This window comes from Phenylobacterium sp. (assembly GCF_037968635.1).
In the GTDB taxonomy this organism is placed as follows: Bacteria; Pseudomonadota; Alphaproteobacteria; order Caulobacterales; family Caulobacteraceae; genus Phenylobacterium.
Window position 1 is genome coordinate 1 of sequence record NZ_JBBKVV010000040.1, and the last position, 16,668, is coordinate 16,668.

At 65.7% G+C, this 16,668-nt stretch carries 20 protein-coding genes, 1 tRNA gene and 1 pseudogene; all 22 read right to left on the reverse strand.

Features of this window, described 5'->3' with window-relative positions:
* On the reverse strand, positions 1–1,605 hold a 1,605-nt coding region (nuoL, locus tag AAC997_RS04095; RefSeq protein WP_340644424.1), incomplete at its 3' end, for an NADH-quinone oxidoreductase subunit L.
* A gap of 10 nt (positions 1,606–1,615) precedes the next feature.
* Entirely contained in the window at positions 1,616–1,924 is a 309-nt protein-coding gene (gene nuoK, locus AAC997_RS04100; RefSeq protein ID WP_304780140.1) for an NADH-quinone oxidoreductase subunit NuoK, read from the reverse strand.
* Complete coding sequence (locus tag AAC997_RS04105) at positions 1,921–2,538, reverse strand: NADH-quinone oxidoreductase subunit J (protein ID WP_293493172.1); 618 nt, start codon at positions 2,536–2,538, stop codon at positions 1,921–1,923. Before AAC997_RS04105 ends, nuoK begins: the two co-directional genes overlap by 4 nt.
* Before the next feature lie 83 nt (positions 2,539–2,621).
* Positions 2,622–3,113, reverse strand: a complete 492-nt coding sequence (gene nuoI / locus AAC997_RS04110) for an NADH-quinone oxidoreductase subunit NuoI (RefSeq protein WP_340644425.1) — start codon at positions 3,111–3,113, stop codon at positions 2,622–2,624.
* Between the two features lie 5 nt (positions 3,114–3,118).
* Positions 3,119–3,316: a hypothetical protein gene (locus AAC997_RS04115; RefSeq protein WP_340644426.1), complete on the reverse strand. Its 198-nt coding sequence runs from the start codon at positions 3,314–3,316 to the stop codon at positions 3,119–3,121.
* The gene (gene nuoH / locus AAC997_RS04120; RefSeq protein ID WP_340644427.1) at positions 3,313–4,392 is read right to left on the reverse strand and encodes an NADH-quinone oxidoreductase subunit NuoH; all 1,080 of its coding nucleotides are present in this window, start codon (positions 4,390–4,392) and stop codon (positions 3,313–3,315) included. The genes AAC997_RS04115 and nuoH overlap by 4 nt, the downstream gene beginning before the upstream one ends.
* A gap of 3 nt (positions 4,393–4,395) precedes the next feature.
* A complete protein-coding gene (nuoG, locus tag AAC997_RS04125; RefSeq protein WP_340644428.1) occupies positions 4,396–6,438 on the reverse strand; it encodes an NADH-quinone oxidoreductase subunit NuoG in 2,043 nt (680 codons plus the stop codon).
* A complete protein-coding gene (locus tag AAC997_RS04130; protein ID WP_340644429.1) occupies positions 6,431–6,631 on the reverse strand; it encodes a hypothetical protein in 201 nt (66 codons plus the stop codon). The genes nuoG and AAC997_RS04130 overlap by 8 nt, the downstream gene beginning before the upstream one ends.
* Positions 6,632–6,634: 3 nt before the next feature.
* Positions 6,635–7,951 carry an NADH-quinone oxidoreductase subunit NuoF gene (nuoF, locus tag AAC997_RS04135; RefSeq protein ID WP_340644430.1) on the reverse strand — a complete coding sequence of 439 codons (1,317 nt, stop codon included), beginning with the start codon at positions 7,949–7,951 and terminating at the stop codon, positions 6,635–6,637.
* A gap of 6 nt (positions 7,952–7,957) precedes the next feature.
* A complete protein-coding gene (locus AAC997_RS04140) occupies positions 7,958–8,167 on the reverse strand; it encodes a hypothetical protein (protein WP_340644431.1) in 210 nt (69 codons plus the stop codon).
* Positions 8,164–8,844: an NADH-quinone oxidoreductase subunit NuoE gene (gene nuoE, locus AAC997_RS04145; RefSeq protein ID WP_340644432.1), complete on the reverse strand. Its 681-nt coding sequence runs from the start codon at positions 8,842–8,844 to the stop codon at positions 8,164–8,166. Before nuoE ends, AAC997_RS04140 begins: the two co-directional genes overlap by 4 nt.
* Before the next feature lie 10 nt (positions 8,845–8,854).
* Positions 8,855–9,205 (reverse strand): nuclear transport factor 2 family protein, encoded by a 351-nt coding sequence (locus AAC997_RS04150; protein WP_340644433.1) that lies wholly within the window; start codon positions 9,203–9,205, stop codon positions 8,855–8,857.
* On the reverse strand, positions 9,202–10,419 hold the full coding sequence (locus AAC997_RS04155; protein ID WP_340644434.1) for an NADH-quinone oxidoreductase subunit D: 1,218 nt from the start codon (positions 10,417–10,419) through the stop codon (positions 9,202–9,204). The genes AAC997_RS04150 and AAC997_RS04155 overlap by 4 nt, the downstream gene beginning before the upstream one ends.
* Positions 10,420–11,058, reverse strand: coding sequence for an NADH-quinone oxidoreductase subunit C (locus tag AAC997_RS04160; protein WP_340644435.1), 639 nt, complete (start codon positions 11,056–11,058; stop codon positions 10,420–10,422).
* Positions 11,055–11,651, reverse strand: a complete 597-nt coding sequence (locus tag AAC997_RS04165) for an NADH-quinone oxidoreductase subunit B family protein (RefSeq protein ID WP_340644436.1) — start codon at positions 11,649–11,651, stop codon at positions 11,055–11,057. Before AAC997_RS04165 ends, AAC997_RS04160 begins: the two co-directional genes overlap by 4 nt.
* Entirely contained in the window at positions 11,621–11,998 is a 378-nt protein-coding gene (locus AAC997_RS04170) for an NADH-quinone oxidoreductase subunit A (protein ID WP_293493160.1), read from the reverse strand. Before AAC997_RS04170 ends, AAC997_RS04165 begins: the two co-directional genes overlap by 31 nt.
* A 202-nt stretch (positions 11,999–12,200) precedes the next feature.
* Positions 12,201–12,277 (reverse strand) — tRNA-Asp (locus tag AAC997_RS04175).
* A 130-nt stretch (positions 12,278–12,407) separates the two neighbouring features.
* A complete protein-coding gene (locus AAC997_RS04180; protein ID WP_340644437.1) occupies positions 12,408–12,590 on the reverse strand; it encodes a YegP family protein in 183 nt (60 codons plus the stop codon).
* A 77-nt stretch (positions 12,591–12,667) separates the two neighbouring features.
* On the reverse strand, positions 12,668–13,774 hold the full coding sequence (locus AAC997_RS04185) for an SH3 domain-containing protein (RefSeq protein WP_340644438.1): 1,107 nt from the start codon (positions 13,772–13,774) through the stop codon (positions 12,668–12,670).
* A gap of 60 nt (positions 13,775–13,834) precedes the next feature.
* A complete protein-coding gene (locus AAC997_RS04190; RefSeq protein WP_340644439.1) occupies positions 13,835–14,404 on the reverse strand; it encodes an NAD(P)H-dependent oxidoreductase in 570 nt (189 codons plus the stop codon).
* 49 nt (positions 14,405–14,453) lie between these two features.
* Positions 14,454–16,379 carry an NAD(P)/FAD-dependent oxidoreductase gene (locus AAC997_RS04195; protein ID WP_340644440.1) on the reverse strand — a complete coding sequence of 642 codons (1,926 nt, stop codon included), beginning with the start codon at positions 16,377–16,379 and terminating at the stop codon, positions 14,454–14,456.
* A 78-nt stretch (positions 16,380–16,457) separates the two neighbouring features.
* Positions 16,458–16,668: pseudogene (locus tag AAC997_RS04200) on the reverse strand (hypothetical protein); the annotation flags it as partial.

Below are 16,668 nucleotides of genomic sequence, written 5' to 3' on the forward strand. Positions count from 1 at the left end.
GGTGAAGACCGCGCCGTTCCAGAACGTCGCTGCGTGATCGCCGATAAAATAGGGGGCGAAGACAAAGCCGGCGGCGATCGCGCCGACCGACAGCAGCAGCAGCGGCACCAGCATGACCCAAGGGCTCTCGTGCGGCGTCAGCGGGCCGTGATGGGCGTGGTCGTCATGGGCGTGGTCCTCATGCGCATGATCTTCATGATGCGCATCCTTCCACGCCGGCTTGTTGTGGAAGGTCATGAACACCAGACGCCAGGAATAGTAGGCCGTCAGACCGGCGGCGATGATACCGACGAAGAAGGCGAACAGCCCCATGGCCGAATGACCGGTCGAGAAGGAGGCGAAGGCGCTCTCGATGATCGAATCCTTGGAATAGAAGCCGGCGAAACCGCCGATGCCGGGAATGCCCAGACCGGTGATCGAGATGGTGCCGATCATCATCACGGCATAGGTGACCGGCAGCAGCTTCCACAGCCCGCCCATCTTCCGCATGTCCTGCTCGTGGTGCATGCCGTTGATCACCGAGCCGGCCCCGAGGAACAGCAGGGCCTTGAAGAAGGCGTGGGTGAACAGGTGGAACATCGCGGCCTGATAGGCTCCGACGCCGGCGGCGAAGAACATGTAGCCCAGCTGCGAACAGGTCGAATAGGCGATGACCCGTTTGATGTCGTTCTGTGCCAGGCCGACCGTGGCGGCGAACAGGGCCGTGATCGCGCCGGTGACGGCGATGACCCCGGCCGCGATCGGCGCATATTCATAGATCGGCGACAGCAGGCAGACCATATAGACACCGGCGGTGACCATGGTCGCCGCGTGGATCAGGGCCGAGACCGGGGTCGGGCCTTCCATCGCGTCGGGCAGCCAGGTGTGCAGGAAGAACTGGGCCGACTTGCCCATCGCGCCGATGAACAGCAGCAGACCGGCCAGGTCGAGCGCTGACCAGGTGTAGCCCAGGAATTCCCAGCCGGTGCCGGCCTTGGAGGCGATCATCGGGAACAGTTCGGCGAACTGGATGGTGCCGAACATCCAGAACACGGTCAGGATGCCGAGGGCGAAGCCGAAATCGCCGACCCGGTTGACCACAAAGGCCTTGATGGCGGCGGCCGAGGCGGTCGACTTCTTGTACCAGAATCCGATCAGCAGATAGGACGCCAGTCCCACCCCTTCCCAGCCGAAGAACAGCTGCATGAAGTCGGCGGCGGTCACCAGGGCCAGCATGGCGAAGGTGAACAGCGACAGGTAGGCGAAGAACCGCGGCTTGGACGGATCCTCGGCCATGTACCCCCAGGAGTAGAGGTGAACGAGCGAGGAAACGCTGGTCACCACCACGAGCATCACGGCTGACAGGGTGTCGATGCGGATCGACCAGTTGGACTGGAAGTCGCCGATATTGATGAAGGGCAGCAGGTGGACGGTGAACTTGGCCGGCCAGTCGCCCCAGATCACCCCATGGAAGGTGGTCCAGGCGATGGCGCAGGACAGGAACAGGGCGCCCGTGGTCAGGGCCATGGAGGCGACGTTGCCGATCCGGCGGCCCGAGAGGCCCGCGATCAAGGCGGCGACCAGGGGCGCGAAGACCGCGATGGTGACGAGAAGCTGAGGGGTCATGGTGGGGTCCTCAGCCCTTCATCACAGAGACGTCGTCCACGGCGATGTCGCCGCGGTTGCGGAAGAACGTCACCAGGATGGCCAGGCCGACAGCGGCCTCGGCCGCGGCGACCGTCAGCACGAACATGGCGAAGATCTGCCCTGTCACGTTGTGCAGGTACACCGAGAAGGCCACCAGATTGATGTTCACGGCGAGCAGGATCAGCTCGATCGACATCAGGATGACGATGATGTTCTTGCGGTTCACGAAGATCCCGAACACCCCGATGGTGAACAGGATCGCGGCGACCGCCAGGTAATGGGCGAGCCCGATGCTCATTCGTCGATCCCCGCGCCGGGTTTGATGGAAATGACCCGCATGCCGGTCTTCGGCCCGCGCGCCACCTGGTCGGCGATCACCTGCCGGCGCACGCCGGGCTTATGGCGCAGGGTCAGCACGATGGCGCCGATCATGGCCACCAGCAGCACCAGACCCGCCGCCTGGAAGAAGTAGATGTAGTCGGTGTAGAGCACCCGTCCGATGGTCTCGGCGTTGGAGATGTCCGCCCCCGAGGCCTGCGGCGTGTCGTTGAGACGCGCAGCCCCGCCGTTCGCAACCGCGGTGGAGACCATGATCATCTCGAAGGCCAGGATGCCGGCCACGCCCGCGCCCAGGGGCATGTAGCGCGCGAAACCCTGCCGCAGTGAGGCGAAGTCGACGTCGAGCATCATGACGACGAAGAGGAACAGCACCGCGACGGCGCCGACATAGACGACCACCAGGAGCATGGCGAGGAACTCGGCCCCCAGCATGACGAACAGCCCTGCGGCGGAGAAGAAGGCCAGGATCAGGAACAGCACTGAGTGCACCGGGCTGCGGGCCGAAACCACGCAGACACCGGCGACCAGGGTCACCGTCGCCAGCAGATAGAATGCGATCGCCTGAACGGCCATGACGGCTCTTCTCAGCCCCTCAATTTCAGTGACCGGCGCCTGACGGCGACGCGGTGATTAGCTTTCGGAATCGCGCCCGGGTCTTACCGGTAGGGCGCGTCCAATTCCAGATTCTTCGCGATCTGCCGCTCCCAACGGTCCCCGTTATCGAGCAGACGTTCCTTGTCGTAATAAAGCTCCTCGCGGGTCTCCACGGCGAACTCGGTGTTGGGGCCTTCGACGATGGCGTCCACCGGGCAGGCCTCCTGGCACAGGCCGCAGTAGATGCACTTCACCATGTCGATGTCGTAGCGGGTCGTGCGGCGGCTGCCGTCCTCGCGGGGCTCAGCCTCGATGGTGATGGCCTGGGCCGGGCAGATGGCCTCGCAGAGCTTGCAGGCGATGCAACGCTCTTCACCGTTCGGATAGCGGCGCAGGGCGTGCTCGCCCCGGAAACGCGGCGATTGGGGACCACGCTCATGCGGATAGAGCACGGTGGCCTTGGGCCGCACCATGTACTTCATGGCCATCCCGAAGGCGCCGACGAAGTCCATCAGCGCCGCGCCTCTCACGGCCTGGGCAATACGCTGCATCATAGCGGTCACTTTCGTTTGCAGACGTAGGACGTGATCGACTGACGATCACCTTCCTTCGCCAGCTGCAGGTCGCCGCCCTTGGCCAGGCACGCGTCGCGCGCCACCCGAAGGGCGTCATAGCTCGCCACGCCGCCCTCGGGCGTGACCCCGCTGGCGCAGGCGGCGCAGAGCATCAGACTGGCAAGCGCGATCACGATCTTCATGCCGCGCCGATCCCGAACACCCGCCAGGCCGCCACCAGGACCACGGCGATGCCGGCGGTGGGCAGGAAGACCTTCCAGCCCAGGCGCATCAGTTGGTCGTAGCGGTAGCGGGGCACGATGGCCTTGGCCATGGCGATGAGGAAGAAGAAGAAGCAGGTCTTCAGGAAGAACCACATCAGGCCGTAGAAGCCCTGCGCCATGTCCCCCCACTGGTGGACGAAGGCGAAGTCGATGGGCGCCTGCCAGCCGCCGAAGAACAGCAGCGAGATCAGCGAGCACATCAGCACGATGTTCACCAGCTCGCCGATCATGAAGAGCAGGAACGGGCTGGAGGAATATTCCACCTGATACCCGGCCACGAGTTCGGACTCGGCCTCGGGCAGGTCGAAGGGCGGGCGGTTGGTCTCGGCCAGGGCCGAGATGAAGAAGATCACCGACATGCCGAACATCACGATGGCGATGGGCCAGTTCTGCAGGCCGCCGCCGAGGAAGTTCCAGTTCCAGAACCCGCCGGCTTGCTTCTCGACAATGGTGGTCAGGTTCATGCTGCCGCTGAGCAGGATGACGGTGATGATCACCAGGCCGATGGAGACCTCGTAGGAGACCATCTGGGCCGCAGACCGAAGCGACCCCAGGAACGGGTACTTCGAGTTGGACGCCCAGCCGCCCATGATGATGCCGTAGACGCCCAGCGAGCTGATGGCGAACAGGTACAGCACACCGACATTGATGTTGGAGATCACCCAGCCCGGCGCAAACGGGATGACCGCCCAGCCCACCAGGGACAACAGGAAGGTCAGGACGGGAGCCAGGAGGAACACGACCTTGTCGGCGCCGTCGGGGATGACCAGTTCCTTCAGAACGAACTTGATCAGGTCGGCGAAGGACTGCAGCAGGCCAAAGGGACCCACCACGTTTGGGCCTTTGCGCATCTGGACGCCCGCCCAGATCTTGCGGTCGGCGAGCATGAAGAAGGCCAGGCAGACCAGCAGCGGCAGGATCACCAGCATGATCTTGCCGACCGTGATCAGGGTCCAGCCGAGCTCGGTAGCCCAGAAATTGAGGGTCGGATCCATCCCCTACTCCGCCGCGATCTTGGAGGCGTCGGCCGCTACGGCCGCGCACTCGGCCATCGTCACGCTGGCGCGGGCGATGGGGTTGGTCAGGTGGAAGGCCCGCACACCGCTGACCAGCGGCGCGTCGGTGGCGCTGCCGGCCGCCGCGATCCCCGAGAGGTCGATGGCCGAGGCCGCAGCGCCCGGGGCGTAGTCGATGCGCCCAAAGGTCGGGTGATCCGCAAACAGCTCGGCGCGCAATTGGGCGAGCGTGTCATAGGGCAAGGTCGCGCCGAGGCGATCTGACAGGGCCCGCAGGATGGACCACTCTTCGCGGCCCTCGCCCTTGGGGAACACCGCGCGCTGGCCCATCTGGACCCGGCCCTCGGTGTTCACATAGAGGCCGTCCTTCTCGGTGTAGGCCGCGCCGGGCAGGATCACGTCGGCCTTGTGGGCTCCAGCGTCCCCGTGGGTGCCCATATAGACCGTGAAGGCGTCGCTGGCGGTGACGTCGATCTCGTCGGCGCCCATCAGGACCAGCACATCCAGCGCGCCCTTGGCGGCCATCTGCGCGGCGGTCTTGCCGCCCTCGCCCGGAATGAAGCCCAGGTCCAGGCCGCCGACCCGGCTGGCGGCGGTGTGCAGCACGTTCCAGGTCATGCCGAAGGCCTTGGCCACATCGGCCGCCGCCCTGGCGATCGCGCCGCCGTCGGCGCGGCCCAGGGCGCCGGCGCCGATGATGATGGCCGGGTTCTTGGCCGCCTTCAGGCGCTTGACGAAGTCGGACTTGGACTTGGCCAGGCCCGAAAGGCTGGCGGCGCCCGCGCCGAGATATTCATAGCCATAGGTCAGGTCGGCCTGCTCGCCGATGACGCCCACTTCCAGGGCACCGGCGACCCAACGCTTGCGGAACCGGGCGTTGAGGACCGGGGCCTCGGTACGGGGATTGGTCCCGACCATCAGGATCATGTCGGCGGCTTCGACGCCGGCGATCGTGGAGTTGAACAGCCAGGTCTCACGCGCCCCGGCCCCCAAGGTCATGCCGTCCTGGCGGCAGTCCAGGCTGGTGACGCCGAGCGAGCCGAACAGGTCCTTGGCGGCCTTCATGGACTCCGCGTCCTGCAGGTCGCCGGCGATGACGCCGATGCGGTCGGGGCTGGCGGTTTTCAGCTTGGCGGCCACAAGGTTCAGCGCCTCGGCCCAGGTGGCGGGACGCAGTTTGCCGGCTTCGCGGATATAGGGCTTGTCGAGCCGCTGGCGGGACAGGCCATCCACGGCGTAGCGGGTCTTGTCGCTGATCCACTCCTCGTTGATGTCCTCGTTCAGGCGCGGCAGCACGCGCAGCACAGCCGGGCCCCGGCTGTCGACACGGATGGAGGAGCCCAGCGCGTCCATGACGTCGACGCTTTCGGTCTTCTTCAACTCCCAGGGCCGGGCGTTGAAGGCGTAGGGCTTGGAGGTCAGGGCGCCGACCGGGCACAGGTCGATGACGTTGGCCGACAGTTCGCTGGCCACGGCCCTGTCGAGATATGTCGTGATTTCAACGTCTTCGCCGCGAGAGATGAGACCGATGTCCGGCACGCCGGCCACTTCGGTGATGAAGCGGACGCAGCGGGTGCACTGGATGCAGCGGGTCATGACCGTCTTGATCAACGGCCCCATGAACTTCTCTTCGACGGCGCGCTTGTTCTCGCCATAGCGGCTGTCGTCGCGGCCATAGCCCATGGCCTGGTCCTGCAGGTCGCACTCGCCGCCCTGGTCGCAGATCGGGCAATCCAGCGGGTGGTTGATGAGCAGGAACTCCATCACCCCTTCGCGGGCCTTCTTGACCATCGGCGAGTTGGTGATGATCTCCTGGCCGTCGGAGGCCGGCAGGGCACAGGAGGCCTGCGGCTTGGGCGGGCCGGGCTTCACCTCGACCAGGCACATGCGGCAGTTGCCGGCGATGCTGAGACGTTCGTGATAGCAGAAGCGCGGAATCTCTTCCCCGGCCAGTTCCGCGACCTGCAGAACCGTCATGCCGGGTTCGAATTCGATCTCGACGCCGTTGACCTTGGCTTTAGGCATCGGACTTCTTCTCCGTGGGCCAGCGAACGAGCGCGAACGCCCACAACGCAAACCAATTCACAAACGGCACCAGTGCGAGCAACGCCCACCAGCGCGAGAACCCGGCTCTCCTGAGGATGATCGAAATCGGGAATACGATGACCCCGAGGATGATCAGCACCAGTAACCAGTGGATGATGGAAAACGAGCCCATCTCCTACTCCGCCGCCACCAGGGCGGCGCCCTGAACATGCGGCTTGCCCGCGCGATAGCTGGTGATGCGGTCCTCGACTTCATGGCGGAAGTTGCGGAACAGGCCCTGGATGGGCCAGGCCGCGGCGTCGCCGAGGCCGCAGATGGTGTGGCCCTCGACCTGGGAGGCGACGTCGAGCAGCATGTCGATCTCGCGCATCTCGGCCTCGCCGGTGACCATGCGTTCCATCACCCGCCACATCCAGCCGGTGCCTTCGCGGCACGGCGTGCACTGGCCGCAGCTCTCGTGCTTGAAGAAGCGGCTGACCCGGGCGATCACCCGGACTAGGTCGGTGTCCTCGTCGAACAGGATCATGGTGGCCGTGCCCAGGCGCGACTGCACGCGGGGCAGGTCGTCGAAGTCCATCAGGACGGTCTCGGCCTGTTCGCGGGTGATCATCGGCATGGAGACCCCGCCCGGGATCACCGCCTTGAGCTTACCCCAGCCGCCGCGCACGCCGCCGAAATGGTCGTCGATCAGCTGGCGCATGGGAATGGACATGGCCTCTTCGACCACGCTCGGCTTGTTCACGTGGCCCGAGGCCGCCATCAGCTTGGTGCCGGCGTTCTTCGGACGGCCGAAGCTGGAGAACCAGCCGGCGCCACGGCGCAGGATGGTGCCGACGACAGCGATGGACTCGACGTTGTTGATGGTGGTCGGGCAGCCATAGATGCCCGCGCCGGCCGGGAACGGGGGTTTGAGGCGCGGCTGGCCCTTCTTGCCCTCCAGGCTCTCCATCAGGGCGGTCTCGTCGCCGCAGATATAGGCCCCGCCGCCGTGGGTGACGTGGATGTCGAAGTCCCAGCCGTTGACGTTGTCCTTGCCCACCAGCTTGGCCGCATAGGCCTGCTTGATGGCGGCTTCCAGACGCTCGCGCTCCATGACGTATTCGCCACGGATGTAGATATAGGCGGTGTGGGCGCGGATCGCGTAGCTGGCGATCATGCAGCCTTCGATCAGCAGGTGCGGATCGTTGCGGATGATCTCGCGGTCCTTGCAGGCGCCGGGCTCGGACTCATCGGCGTTGACCACCAGGTAGTGCGGCCGCTCGCTGAGCTGCTGCGGCATGAGGGTCCACTTGAAGCCGGTGACGAAGCCCCCGCCTCCCCGGCCCCGCAGGCCGGACTCACGGATCTGCTCGCAGACCCACTCGTGGCTCTGACCCAGCATCTCGCGGGTCGCGTTCCAGCAGCCGCGCGCCTTCGCACCCTCCAGGCCCCAGTCTTGGAGCCCGTAGATGTTGGTGAAGATGCGGTCCTTGTCTTCCAGGATACCGACCAAGACCCCCTACACTCCCTTTTTCGCGGACCGGAAGCCCGCGATGAACCAGATCTGCGCGCCGAACCCGACCAGGAGCGCGAGGGCGAAGACAATCAGCAGCCAGGACTGGCTGAATCGAAAGGCGCAGACGATCGCCGCGATCGCCACGAGGACGCTGACCGCGGAAACCCCGGCCATGATCTTGAACCGACGCTTGGTGATCTCGACCTCGGTCATGCGACGGGCGCCTTGGCCTTGCCCTTGGGGGCGGCGTTCGGCAGGCCCTTGATCGGCTTGGCGGCCGACCCGTCATAGAGCTTGGGGTCGTTCAGCGTGGTGTTGCCGCCCAGGACAGCGCTGCCCTGCCGGCCGATCTGCGAGCCCGGCGGCGGCGTCTTGCCGGCGGCGAAGGCGTCCAGCAGCTTCTCGAAGCCCTCGACGGTGAGGTCTTCGTAGTAGCGGTCGTTGATGGCGGCCATGGGGGCGTTGGAGCAGGCGCCGAGGCACTCGACTTCCTGCCAGTAGAACTTGCCGTCAGCCGAGCGGTGACTGTCGGGACCGAAGCGCTTGCGGCAGACCGCCAGCAGGTCTTCCGAGCCGCGCGACTGGCAGGCCGTGGTGCCGCAGACCTGGACCATGGCGATGGTCCCGACCGGCTCCAGCATGAACATCGTATAGAAGGTGGCGACCTCATAGACCCGGATGGTGGCCATCTTCAGCAGGTCGGCGACCGCGCGGATGGCGGGCTCGCAGACCCAGCCTTCCTGCTTCTGCACCAGCCACAGGATCGGGATCACCGCCGACTGCTGCCGGCCGTCGGGGTATTTCGAGATCCACCACTGGGCCTGCTTCATCGTCTCCTTGGAGAAGGCGAAGCTGGCGGGTTGATCGGCGGAAAGGCGTCGAACGCTCACGGTCTGAGCCTCACTTCACGAAATCGACCCGGACGATCTTGGCGTCCGAGATGGTGTAGATGGCCGCGACCTCGAAGGTGTCGCCGCCGGGCGTACGGGCGACCAACTCGTGATCGATGACGCGCGAACCGATGATGACCCGCGACTTCAGTTCGGCCTTGTTCTGAGGGAAGTCGGCGAACAGCTTCTGGTGCCGGGCGCGGATCGCCTCGGCGCCATTTGCGGTGATGGCGCCGTTGAAGTCGGCCAGCACCGCGTCGTCGGCGTAGAAGGTCATGAAGGTCGACAGGTTCTGGCTGTTGTAGGCCTCGAACTGCCCGTCCACGACGTCGAAGGGCGAGATGCAGGCGGGGGCGCTCATCGGTCGATCTCTCCGAACACGATGTCCAGCGACCCCAGGATTGCGGAGACGTCGGCCAGCATGTGGCCGCGGTTCATCCAGTCCATGGCCATCAGGTGGGGGAAGCCCGGCGCGCGGATCTTGCAGCGATAGGGCTTGTTGCCGCCGTCACTCACCAGGAAGACGCCGAACTCGCCCTTGGGCGCCTCGACGGCCGCGTAGACCTCGCCTTCCGGGGTGCGGAAGCCTTCGGTGTAGAGCTTGAAGTGGTGGATCAGCGCCTCCATCGAGCGCTTCATCTCACCCCGGCGCGGCGGCGAGACCTTGTTGTCCTCGGTCATCACGGGACCGGGGGTTTTGCGAAGCCGTTCAACGCACTGACGGATGATCTTGGTGGACTCGCGCATTTCCTGCATGCGGCAAAGATAGCGGTCGTAGCAGTCGCCGTTCAGACCGAGCGGAATCTCGAACTCCATCTCGTCGTAGCACTCGTAGGGCTGGCTGCGGCGCAGGTCCCAGGCGATGCCCGAGCCGCGCACCATGACGCCCGAGAAGCCCCAGTCGATGGCCTCCTGGCGGGTCACCTTGCCGATGTCGACGTTGCGCTGCTTGAAGATGCGGTTGCCGGTGATCAGCTTGTCGATGTCGTTGACGGGACGCGCGAAGGCCGCGGCCCAGTCGTCAATGTCGTTGATCAAGGCCTCCGGCAGGTCCTGGTGGACGCCGCCGGGCCGGAAATAGTTGGCATGCAGACGTGCGCCGCAGGCCCGCTCATAGAAGACCATCAGCTTTTCGCGCTCTTCGAAGCCCCACAGAGGTGGGGTGAGCGCGCCGACGTCCATGGCCTGGGTCGTGACGTTGAGCAGGTGGTTCAGCACCCGCCCAATTTCCGAATACATCACACGGATCAGCTGGCCGCGGATCGGCACGTCCAGGTCCAGCATCTTCTCGATGGCCAGGCAGAAGGCGTGTTCCTGGTTCATCGGCGCCACGTAGTCGAGGCGGTCGAAGTACGGGATGTTCTGGAGGTAGGTCCGATACTCCATCAGCTTCTCGGTGCCGCGGTGCAGCAGGCCGATGTGCGGGTCGACCCGCTCCACGACCTCGCCGTCCAGCTCCAGGACCAGGCGCAGAACGCCGTGGGCCGCGGGGTGCTGGGGGCCGAAGTTGATGTTGAATTTGCGGACCGGGATCTCGTTTTCCGAGAGCGGGGTCAGGGAGGCGTCGTCAGCCATCTACTTCGGAGCTCCCGGATGCGGACCGCCGGTCCCGGGCGACTTCTCGTCCCCGGGCAGGATGTAGTCGGCGCCTTCCCACGGTGAGAGGAAGTCCCAGTTGCGGTACTCGACGGACTTCACGGGCTCGTAGACCACGCGCTTGAGTTCGTCGTCGTAGCGCAGCTCGACATAGCCGGTCATCGGAAAATCCTTGCGCAGCGGATGCCCGTGGAAGCCGTAGTCGGTGAGGATGCGGCGCAGGTCGGGATGCCCCTCGAAGAAGATCCCGTACATGTCGAAGGCCTCGCGCTCATACCAGTCGGCGCAGGGGAAGACCCCGGTCACGGTGGGAACGGCGGTGTCCTCGTCGGTCTGCACCTTCAGGCGCAGGCGCTGGTTCTTGGTCAGCGACAACAGGTGGTAGACCACGTCGAAGCGCAGCGGGCGCTCGGGATAGTCCACGCCGCAGAGGTCGATCAACTGGGCGAAGCCGAACTTGTCGCGCATCAGGGTCAGGGCCTGGACGACCCGGCCGGCCGGGGCCGTCAGGGTCAGTTCCTTGAACGCCAACGAATAGCCCGCGATCGCGCCAGCGCTGTCGGCCACAAGCTGCTGGCCCAGGCTCTCAAGCGTGGAAATCTCGACCGGCCAGCTCATCGTTCGATGGTCCCGGTGCGGCGGATCTTCTTCTGCAGTTGCAGCACGCCGTAGACCAGGGCCTCAGCGGTGGGCGGGCAGCCGGGGACATAGATGTCCACCGGCACGATCCGGTCGCAGCCGCGCACCACGGAATAGCTGAAATAGTAGTAGCCGCCGCCGTTGGCGCAGGACCCCATGGAGATGACGTAGCGCGGCTCCGGCATCTGGTCGTAGACCTTGCGCAGGGCCGGAGCCATCTTGTTGCAGAGCGTACCGGCGACGATCATCACGTCGGACTGGCGCGGGCTGGCGCGGGGCGCGAAGCCGTAGCGCTCCAGGTCGTAGCGCGGCATCGAGGCGTGCATCATCTCGACGGCGCAGCAGGCCAGACCAAAGGTCATCCACATCAGCGAGCCGGTGCGCGCCCAGGTGATCAGGTCATCGGCGGCGGCCGTAATGAAGCCCTTGTCGGCCAGCTCATTGGAAACGCCGTCGAAGAAGGGGTCGTGGAGCTTGGGGTTGTAGCCCTCGACGGTCGAGCGACCGGCCGAAAGCGCGGGAGCGGAACCCGCGGGGATGATCACTCCCATTCCAGGGCGCCCTTCTTCCATTCGTAGATGAAGCCGACGGTCAGCACGCCCAGGAAGGACATCATCGACCAGAAGGAGAACTGAGCCACGTCCTGCGGCAGGTTCATGAGCGAGACCGCCCACGGGAACAGGAAGGCCACCTCAAGGTCGAAGATGATGAAGAGGATCGAGACCAGGTAGAACCTGACGTCGAACTTCATTCGCGCATCGTCGAAGGCGTTGAAGCCGCACTCGTAGGACGAGAGCTTTTCGGGGTCCGGCGCCTTGGGGGCGAGAACCGCCGAGGCGAGGATGAAGACGACCCCCAGAACCGCCGCGATCCCTAGGAAGATCACGATGGGGAGGTACTGAAGAAGGAACGCGGTCATGGAATCCTCGAAGGAGTCGCGCCCTTCTAGACCACGAATGGAACCGATTCAAACCGCACAATGACGCTGGCGCCGCACCGCCTAAAAAGACCGGCGTTCGAGCTGCGAATGCTTCTCAGCTAGGCGGCGAAACGCGCAGACTCACAGGGAACCCGCGCGCAATTCAGCGTCCGGTCGCACGATGATCTATGTGGGGAAGAAGTGGCGCGAATGACGGGACTCGAACCCGCGACCTCCGGCGTGACAGGCCGGCGCTCTAACCAACTGAGCTACATCCGCATGTGGGCCGTGTGGGCCCGCGAGGGGCGTCTGATAGGTCCCGACCGGAATCGTGTCAACGGGCGAGTTCGATTAGTCGCACTTCGTCCTGTGAATAATCCGCTGACCGCCGGCCGGCCGGGGCCCTGGCTCAGTCCGTGGTGTCGTCGGTTTCGGCGCCCGGACCGTTCTTCTTCATGGATTCGATGGCGTTCTTGGCCGAAGCCTTCGACGAATAGCCCTCGGTGGTGAACATGATCTCGCCATTCGGCGCCTTGAATTTCACGCGGAACTCGCCCGCCTTGTCCTTCGAGATTTCAAACTTGTAGGCCATGTCGACACTCCATCGTCTTTGGGTCAGCCACCAGACACGGGAGGTTAGACCCGAGTCGTGACAGCCGCCACCCGGTCTCAGGTCACGAACGAGCCGCGATCGGCCGACAGGGTGTTCTGGTTGACCGCGTCGGCGATCCGCTCAGCCCGCTTGATGGGATCGGTCATGTTGGTGGCCTTGCGGGCCAGGACATAGGCGGCGATCAGCCTGGCTTCGTCGGCGGTCTTCCACCCCGTGGGGTCGTGGGCGCCGATCTTGGTCAGCGCGGCGGTGAGCGTGCCCGGCACATGGCCCGGCCGGTTGACGTGCTCGTCCAGCACCAGAGCCACGCCCTGCTCCGATGTCAGCCAGCTGCGGATCGGCACACCGGCGGCCTTGAGGTCCAGGAAGCGCGCCATGCGGCCGGCGGCGAAGCTCAGCTGGCAGGCCCGCATGTCGTGGTGGTGCCCGGCCCGCCAGAATCGGTAGGCCCACACCGGCCCGCGCAGCTGCAGCTTTCGCGCCGCGGTGTTCAGCACCACGCCGTTCAGCACCAGGTAGCCGGTGATCGCCGTCGCGCTCGCGGTCCGCACGTCCAGGCCATATCGGCCGAAGCAGTCCTGGAAGGCCGCGGGCCGGGTTCGCTTCAAGGCGGCCAGCAGCGCCGGCAGCTCCCCCGGATCCGTGGCGGGGCCGCAGGTCCACTGGAACAGTCCGATGGACATGTAGCTGTTGTCGTAGGAGTTCACCGCCTCCAGCAGCCCCTCATTGGCCGAGATGGCGCGCACCACCCGCACCGCCGAGGGCTTCAGGTCGGCCGGCGGCGGATTGCCCGCCAGCCAGCCGGCCAGGGAGGTCCGGCCGGTGGTGTAGAAGCCACCCTTGTAGGCCGAGGCGAAGGCCCGGCCGTCGGGGGTGATCGCCTTCCCGCCGGCCACGGTCACCGGATGCCCGGGGTCATCGGCCATGGGCGGAGCGGCGGGCGGCGGCGGGGCCGCGGTCGCGACCGCCACCGTCTGGCTGAGGAACTGGCTGGAGACCCAGCCGCTGCGGATCGGGGCCTTGAGGGTGGTGACCCGCGTCCAGCCGGCCTTGGACTCGAACATCTCGACGCCCACGCCGAGGGCCAGACTTGGCGGCGTCACAGCCCCGCCGGGGCCCTCCCGCAGGTTCAGCCCCTGAACCGTCACCACGCCGTGAGTCATCGCCCACCCTCCGCTGCTCAACACATAGTTGAACAACGGGAATGGACACCTGGCAATGGCCTAGCTTGTGGTGCGGAGCAGCTTCATCGCGCGCGCCCAGCGGGCCAGCTCGCTGAGCATCACACCGGCGGCCCTGTCCTGCAGTTCCGGCGGTTTGAAGACCCCCTCCACCAGATGCTGCGCGAACATCGGCAGGGCCACGGCTTCCGGGATCGGCATGACCTTCATGGTGGTCAGCAGCAGCTTCTCCATCTGGACCGAACGCACGCCGCCAGAGGCCCCGCCGTAGCTGACGAAGGCGGCGGGCTTATAGGCCCACTCGTGGACCAGGTAGTTGACCGCATTGATGAAAGACGGCGGCGGGCCGTAATTGTATTCCGGCGTCACGAAGACAAAGGCGTCGGCGGCGTCGACGCTCGCGCTCCAGGCCTTGGTGTGGTCGTGGGCATAGTCGCGCAGGCGCGGATGCTTGGGCTCGTCGAAGACCGGCAGGTTGAAGTCGGCCAGATCCACCAGTTCGGCGTCGAAAGCCTCGTGCGCCTGGGCGATGGCGTCGAACCATTCGGCGATCTTCGGACCCAGCCGGGTCGGGCGGGTGCTGCAGACGATGACGTGGAGCTTGAGTGGCATGGGACCTCACGGGAACGAACGCGTCGTTCCCGTATAGGCCCCGAGCCCCCTACCCCGCCATCTCGCGTTCCTTGGACACCACGAAGTCGTGCGGATCGGGCGCCAGGGTGGCGCGCCAGTAGTCCACCAGGGCGAAGGGCCAGTTCTGGCTGACCCGGCCCTTCTCGTTCTTGTACCAGCTGGTCACCTGGGGCGCGCCCCAGGCCATCAGCTTGTTGCCCTCGTCGACCCGGATATTGAAGGCGTCATGCACCTCGGCCTTCGGCTCCATGGCCCGGGCGCCGGTCTCGGCCAGCAGCTTCAGGCAGCCGAGGATGTAACGGACGCTGCACTCGGAGAAGAAGATGATGGAGCCGTTGACGACGATGTTGGTATTGGGCCCGTAGATCATGAAAAGGTTGGGGAAACCCGGCGTCGTCATCCCCAGATAGGCGCGCGCGTCACCGTCCCAGGTCTCGTGCAGGTCGGCCCCGTCGCGCCCCTTGATCTTCATCGGATAGAGGAAGCGGCTGGCGTGGAAGCCGGTGCCATAGATGATCACGTCGAAATCGCGCGCCGCGCCGTCGGCCGTGCTGATGCCGGCCTCGGTGATCTCGGTGATGGCGTCGGTGACCAGCTCCACATTCGGGCGCTTGAGGGCCGCGATCCAGACGCCGTTGTCCAGCAGGGCGCGCTTGCCGCCGATCGGATAGGTGGGGATCACCTTCTCGGCCAGGTCGCGCCGGTCGCCGGCCTGCGCCCGCAGGGCCTCGGCCACCACGGCGCGGAACATGGCGTTGGCCGCGCTGACCGCGGTCTCGTCACCCTTCCAGTCCGGGTCGGCCCGCACCCCGTCCAACAGGCCGTCCGTGACCATCCAGAACAGGAAGAACCGATACCACTTGTCGTAGTTGGGGATGTGCTCCAGCAGCCAGTTCATCCCGGCCGGCACGTCCTCATGATAGTGCGCCGTGGGGAAACCCCAGGGCGGCGTGCGTTGGAAGACCGTCAGGCTGGCCACCTTGCCGACGATCTCGGGCACGAACTGGAACGCGCTGGCCCCGGTGCCGATCACCGCCACCCGCTTGCCGGTCAGGTCGACATCATGGGCCCACTGGGCGGAGTGGAAGGCCGGCCCCTTGAACCGCTCACGACCCTTCACGTCAGGCAGGCGCGGACGGTTCAGCTGGCCCACGGCGGTGATCACCGAATTGGCGACGATCTTTTCGCGCCCCTTGGGCGTGTTGACGGTCACGTTCCAGACCGCGCGCACTTCATCCCAGACCATCTCCTCGACGCTGGTCTCGAAGCGGATTTTCTTACGCAGGTCGTAGCGGCTGGCGACGCCTCTGAAATAGTCGAGCAGGACCGGCTGGGTGGAGAAATGCTGGGGCCAATTGTGGTTGGGCTCGAAGGAGTACGAATAGATGTGGTTGGAGCTGTCGACCCGACACCCGGGGTAGGTGTTTTCCAGCCAGGTGCCGCCCACATCGGCGTTCTTGTCGACGATCTCGAAGTCGACGCCGGCCTGGGTCAGACGGATACCGGTGAGCAGGCCTGACATGCCCGCGCCGACCACCAGCACATGCATGCGCCGGGCGGCCTCCTTGAGGGCCGGCGTGGTCCACTGCGGGTCCTTGCTGGACTGGCCGCCGATGGCCAGTTCGTCGTTCAGGAAGTCAGCGTAGTTCTCGGGGATGTCTGCGCCGGCCACGAAGCTCATCATCCGCCGCAGGGCGGCGGGATCGGGGGTGACCGATGGCGGCGAGCCCTTGGCGACCCAGTCCAGGATGGCGGCCTTGGCCTCAGCACGGAACCTGGCCTGCTCGGCCTCCGGCACTCCGGTCTCACCGCGCGACAGCGGCGTGTAGGTCGGCGTCCACTCAGGTCGCAGCCAGTGCAGGTCTCCGGTCATCTGGACGAGGGCGGCGGCCAAGGCGGGCTGATGCGCCGCCTCCAGCGCCTGGTCGAGCGCACCCAGATCGAGCTTCGCCATCGTTTCCTGCCCTGATTTGTCGTTGTTCTTGCAGGCAGACTACGCCTCTTGGCGTCCGGCGAAAGGGGCGCCCCGACGTCAGCTCCCAGCCGACTGTGCTTGAGCGATCTGATCTGCGAGTCCCGGGGGCAGGAGGCGACCCGAGGCTTCCAGATTCTCCATCAGGTGGGCCTGGCGCGTGGTGCCAGTGACGGCGCAGGCGACGTCAGGATTGGCCAGCACATAGGCCAGCGCCGCCTGGGGGCCGCTGATATCGGGTTGATCGTGCAGGAAGCTGAACCTGCGCCCC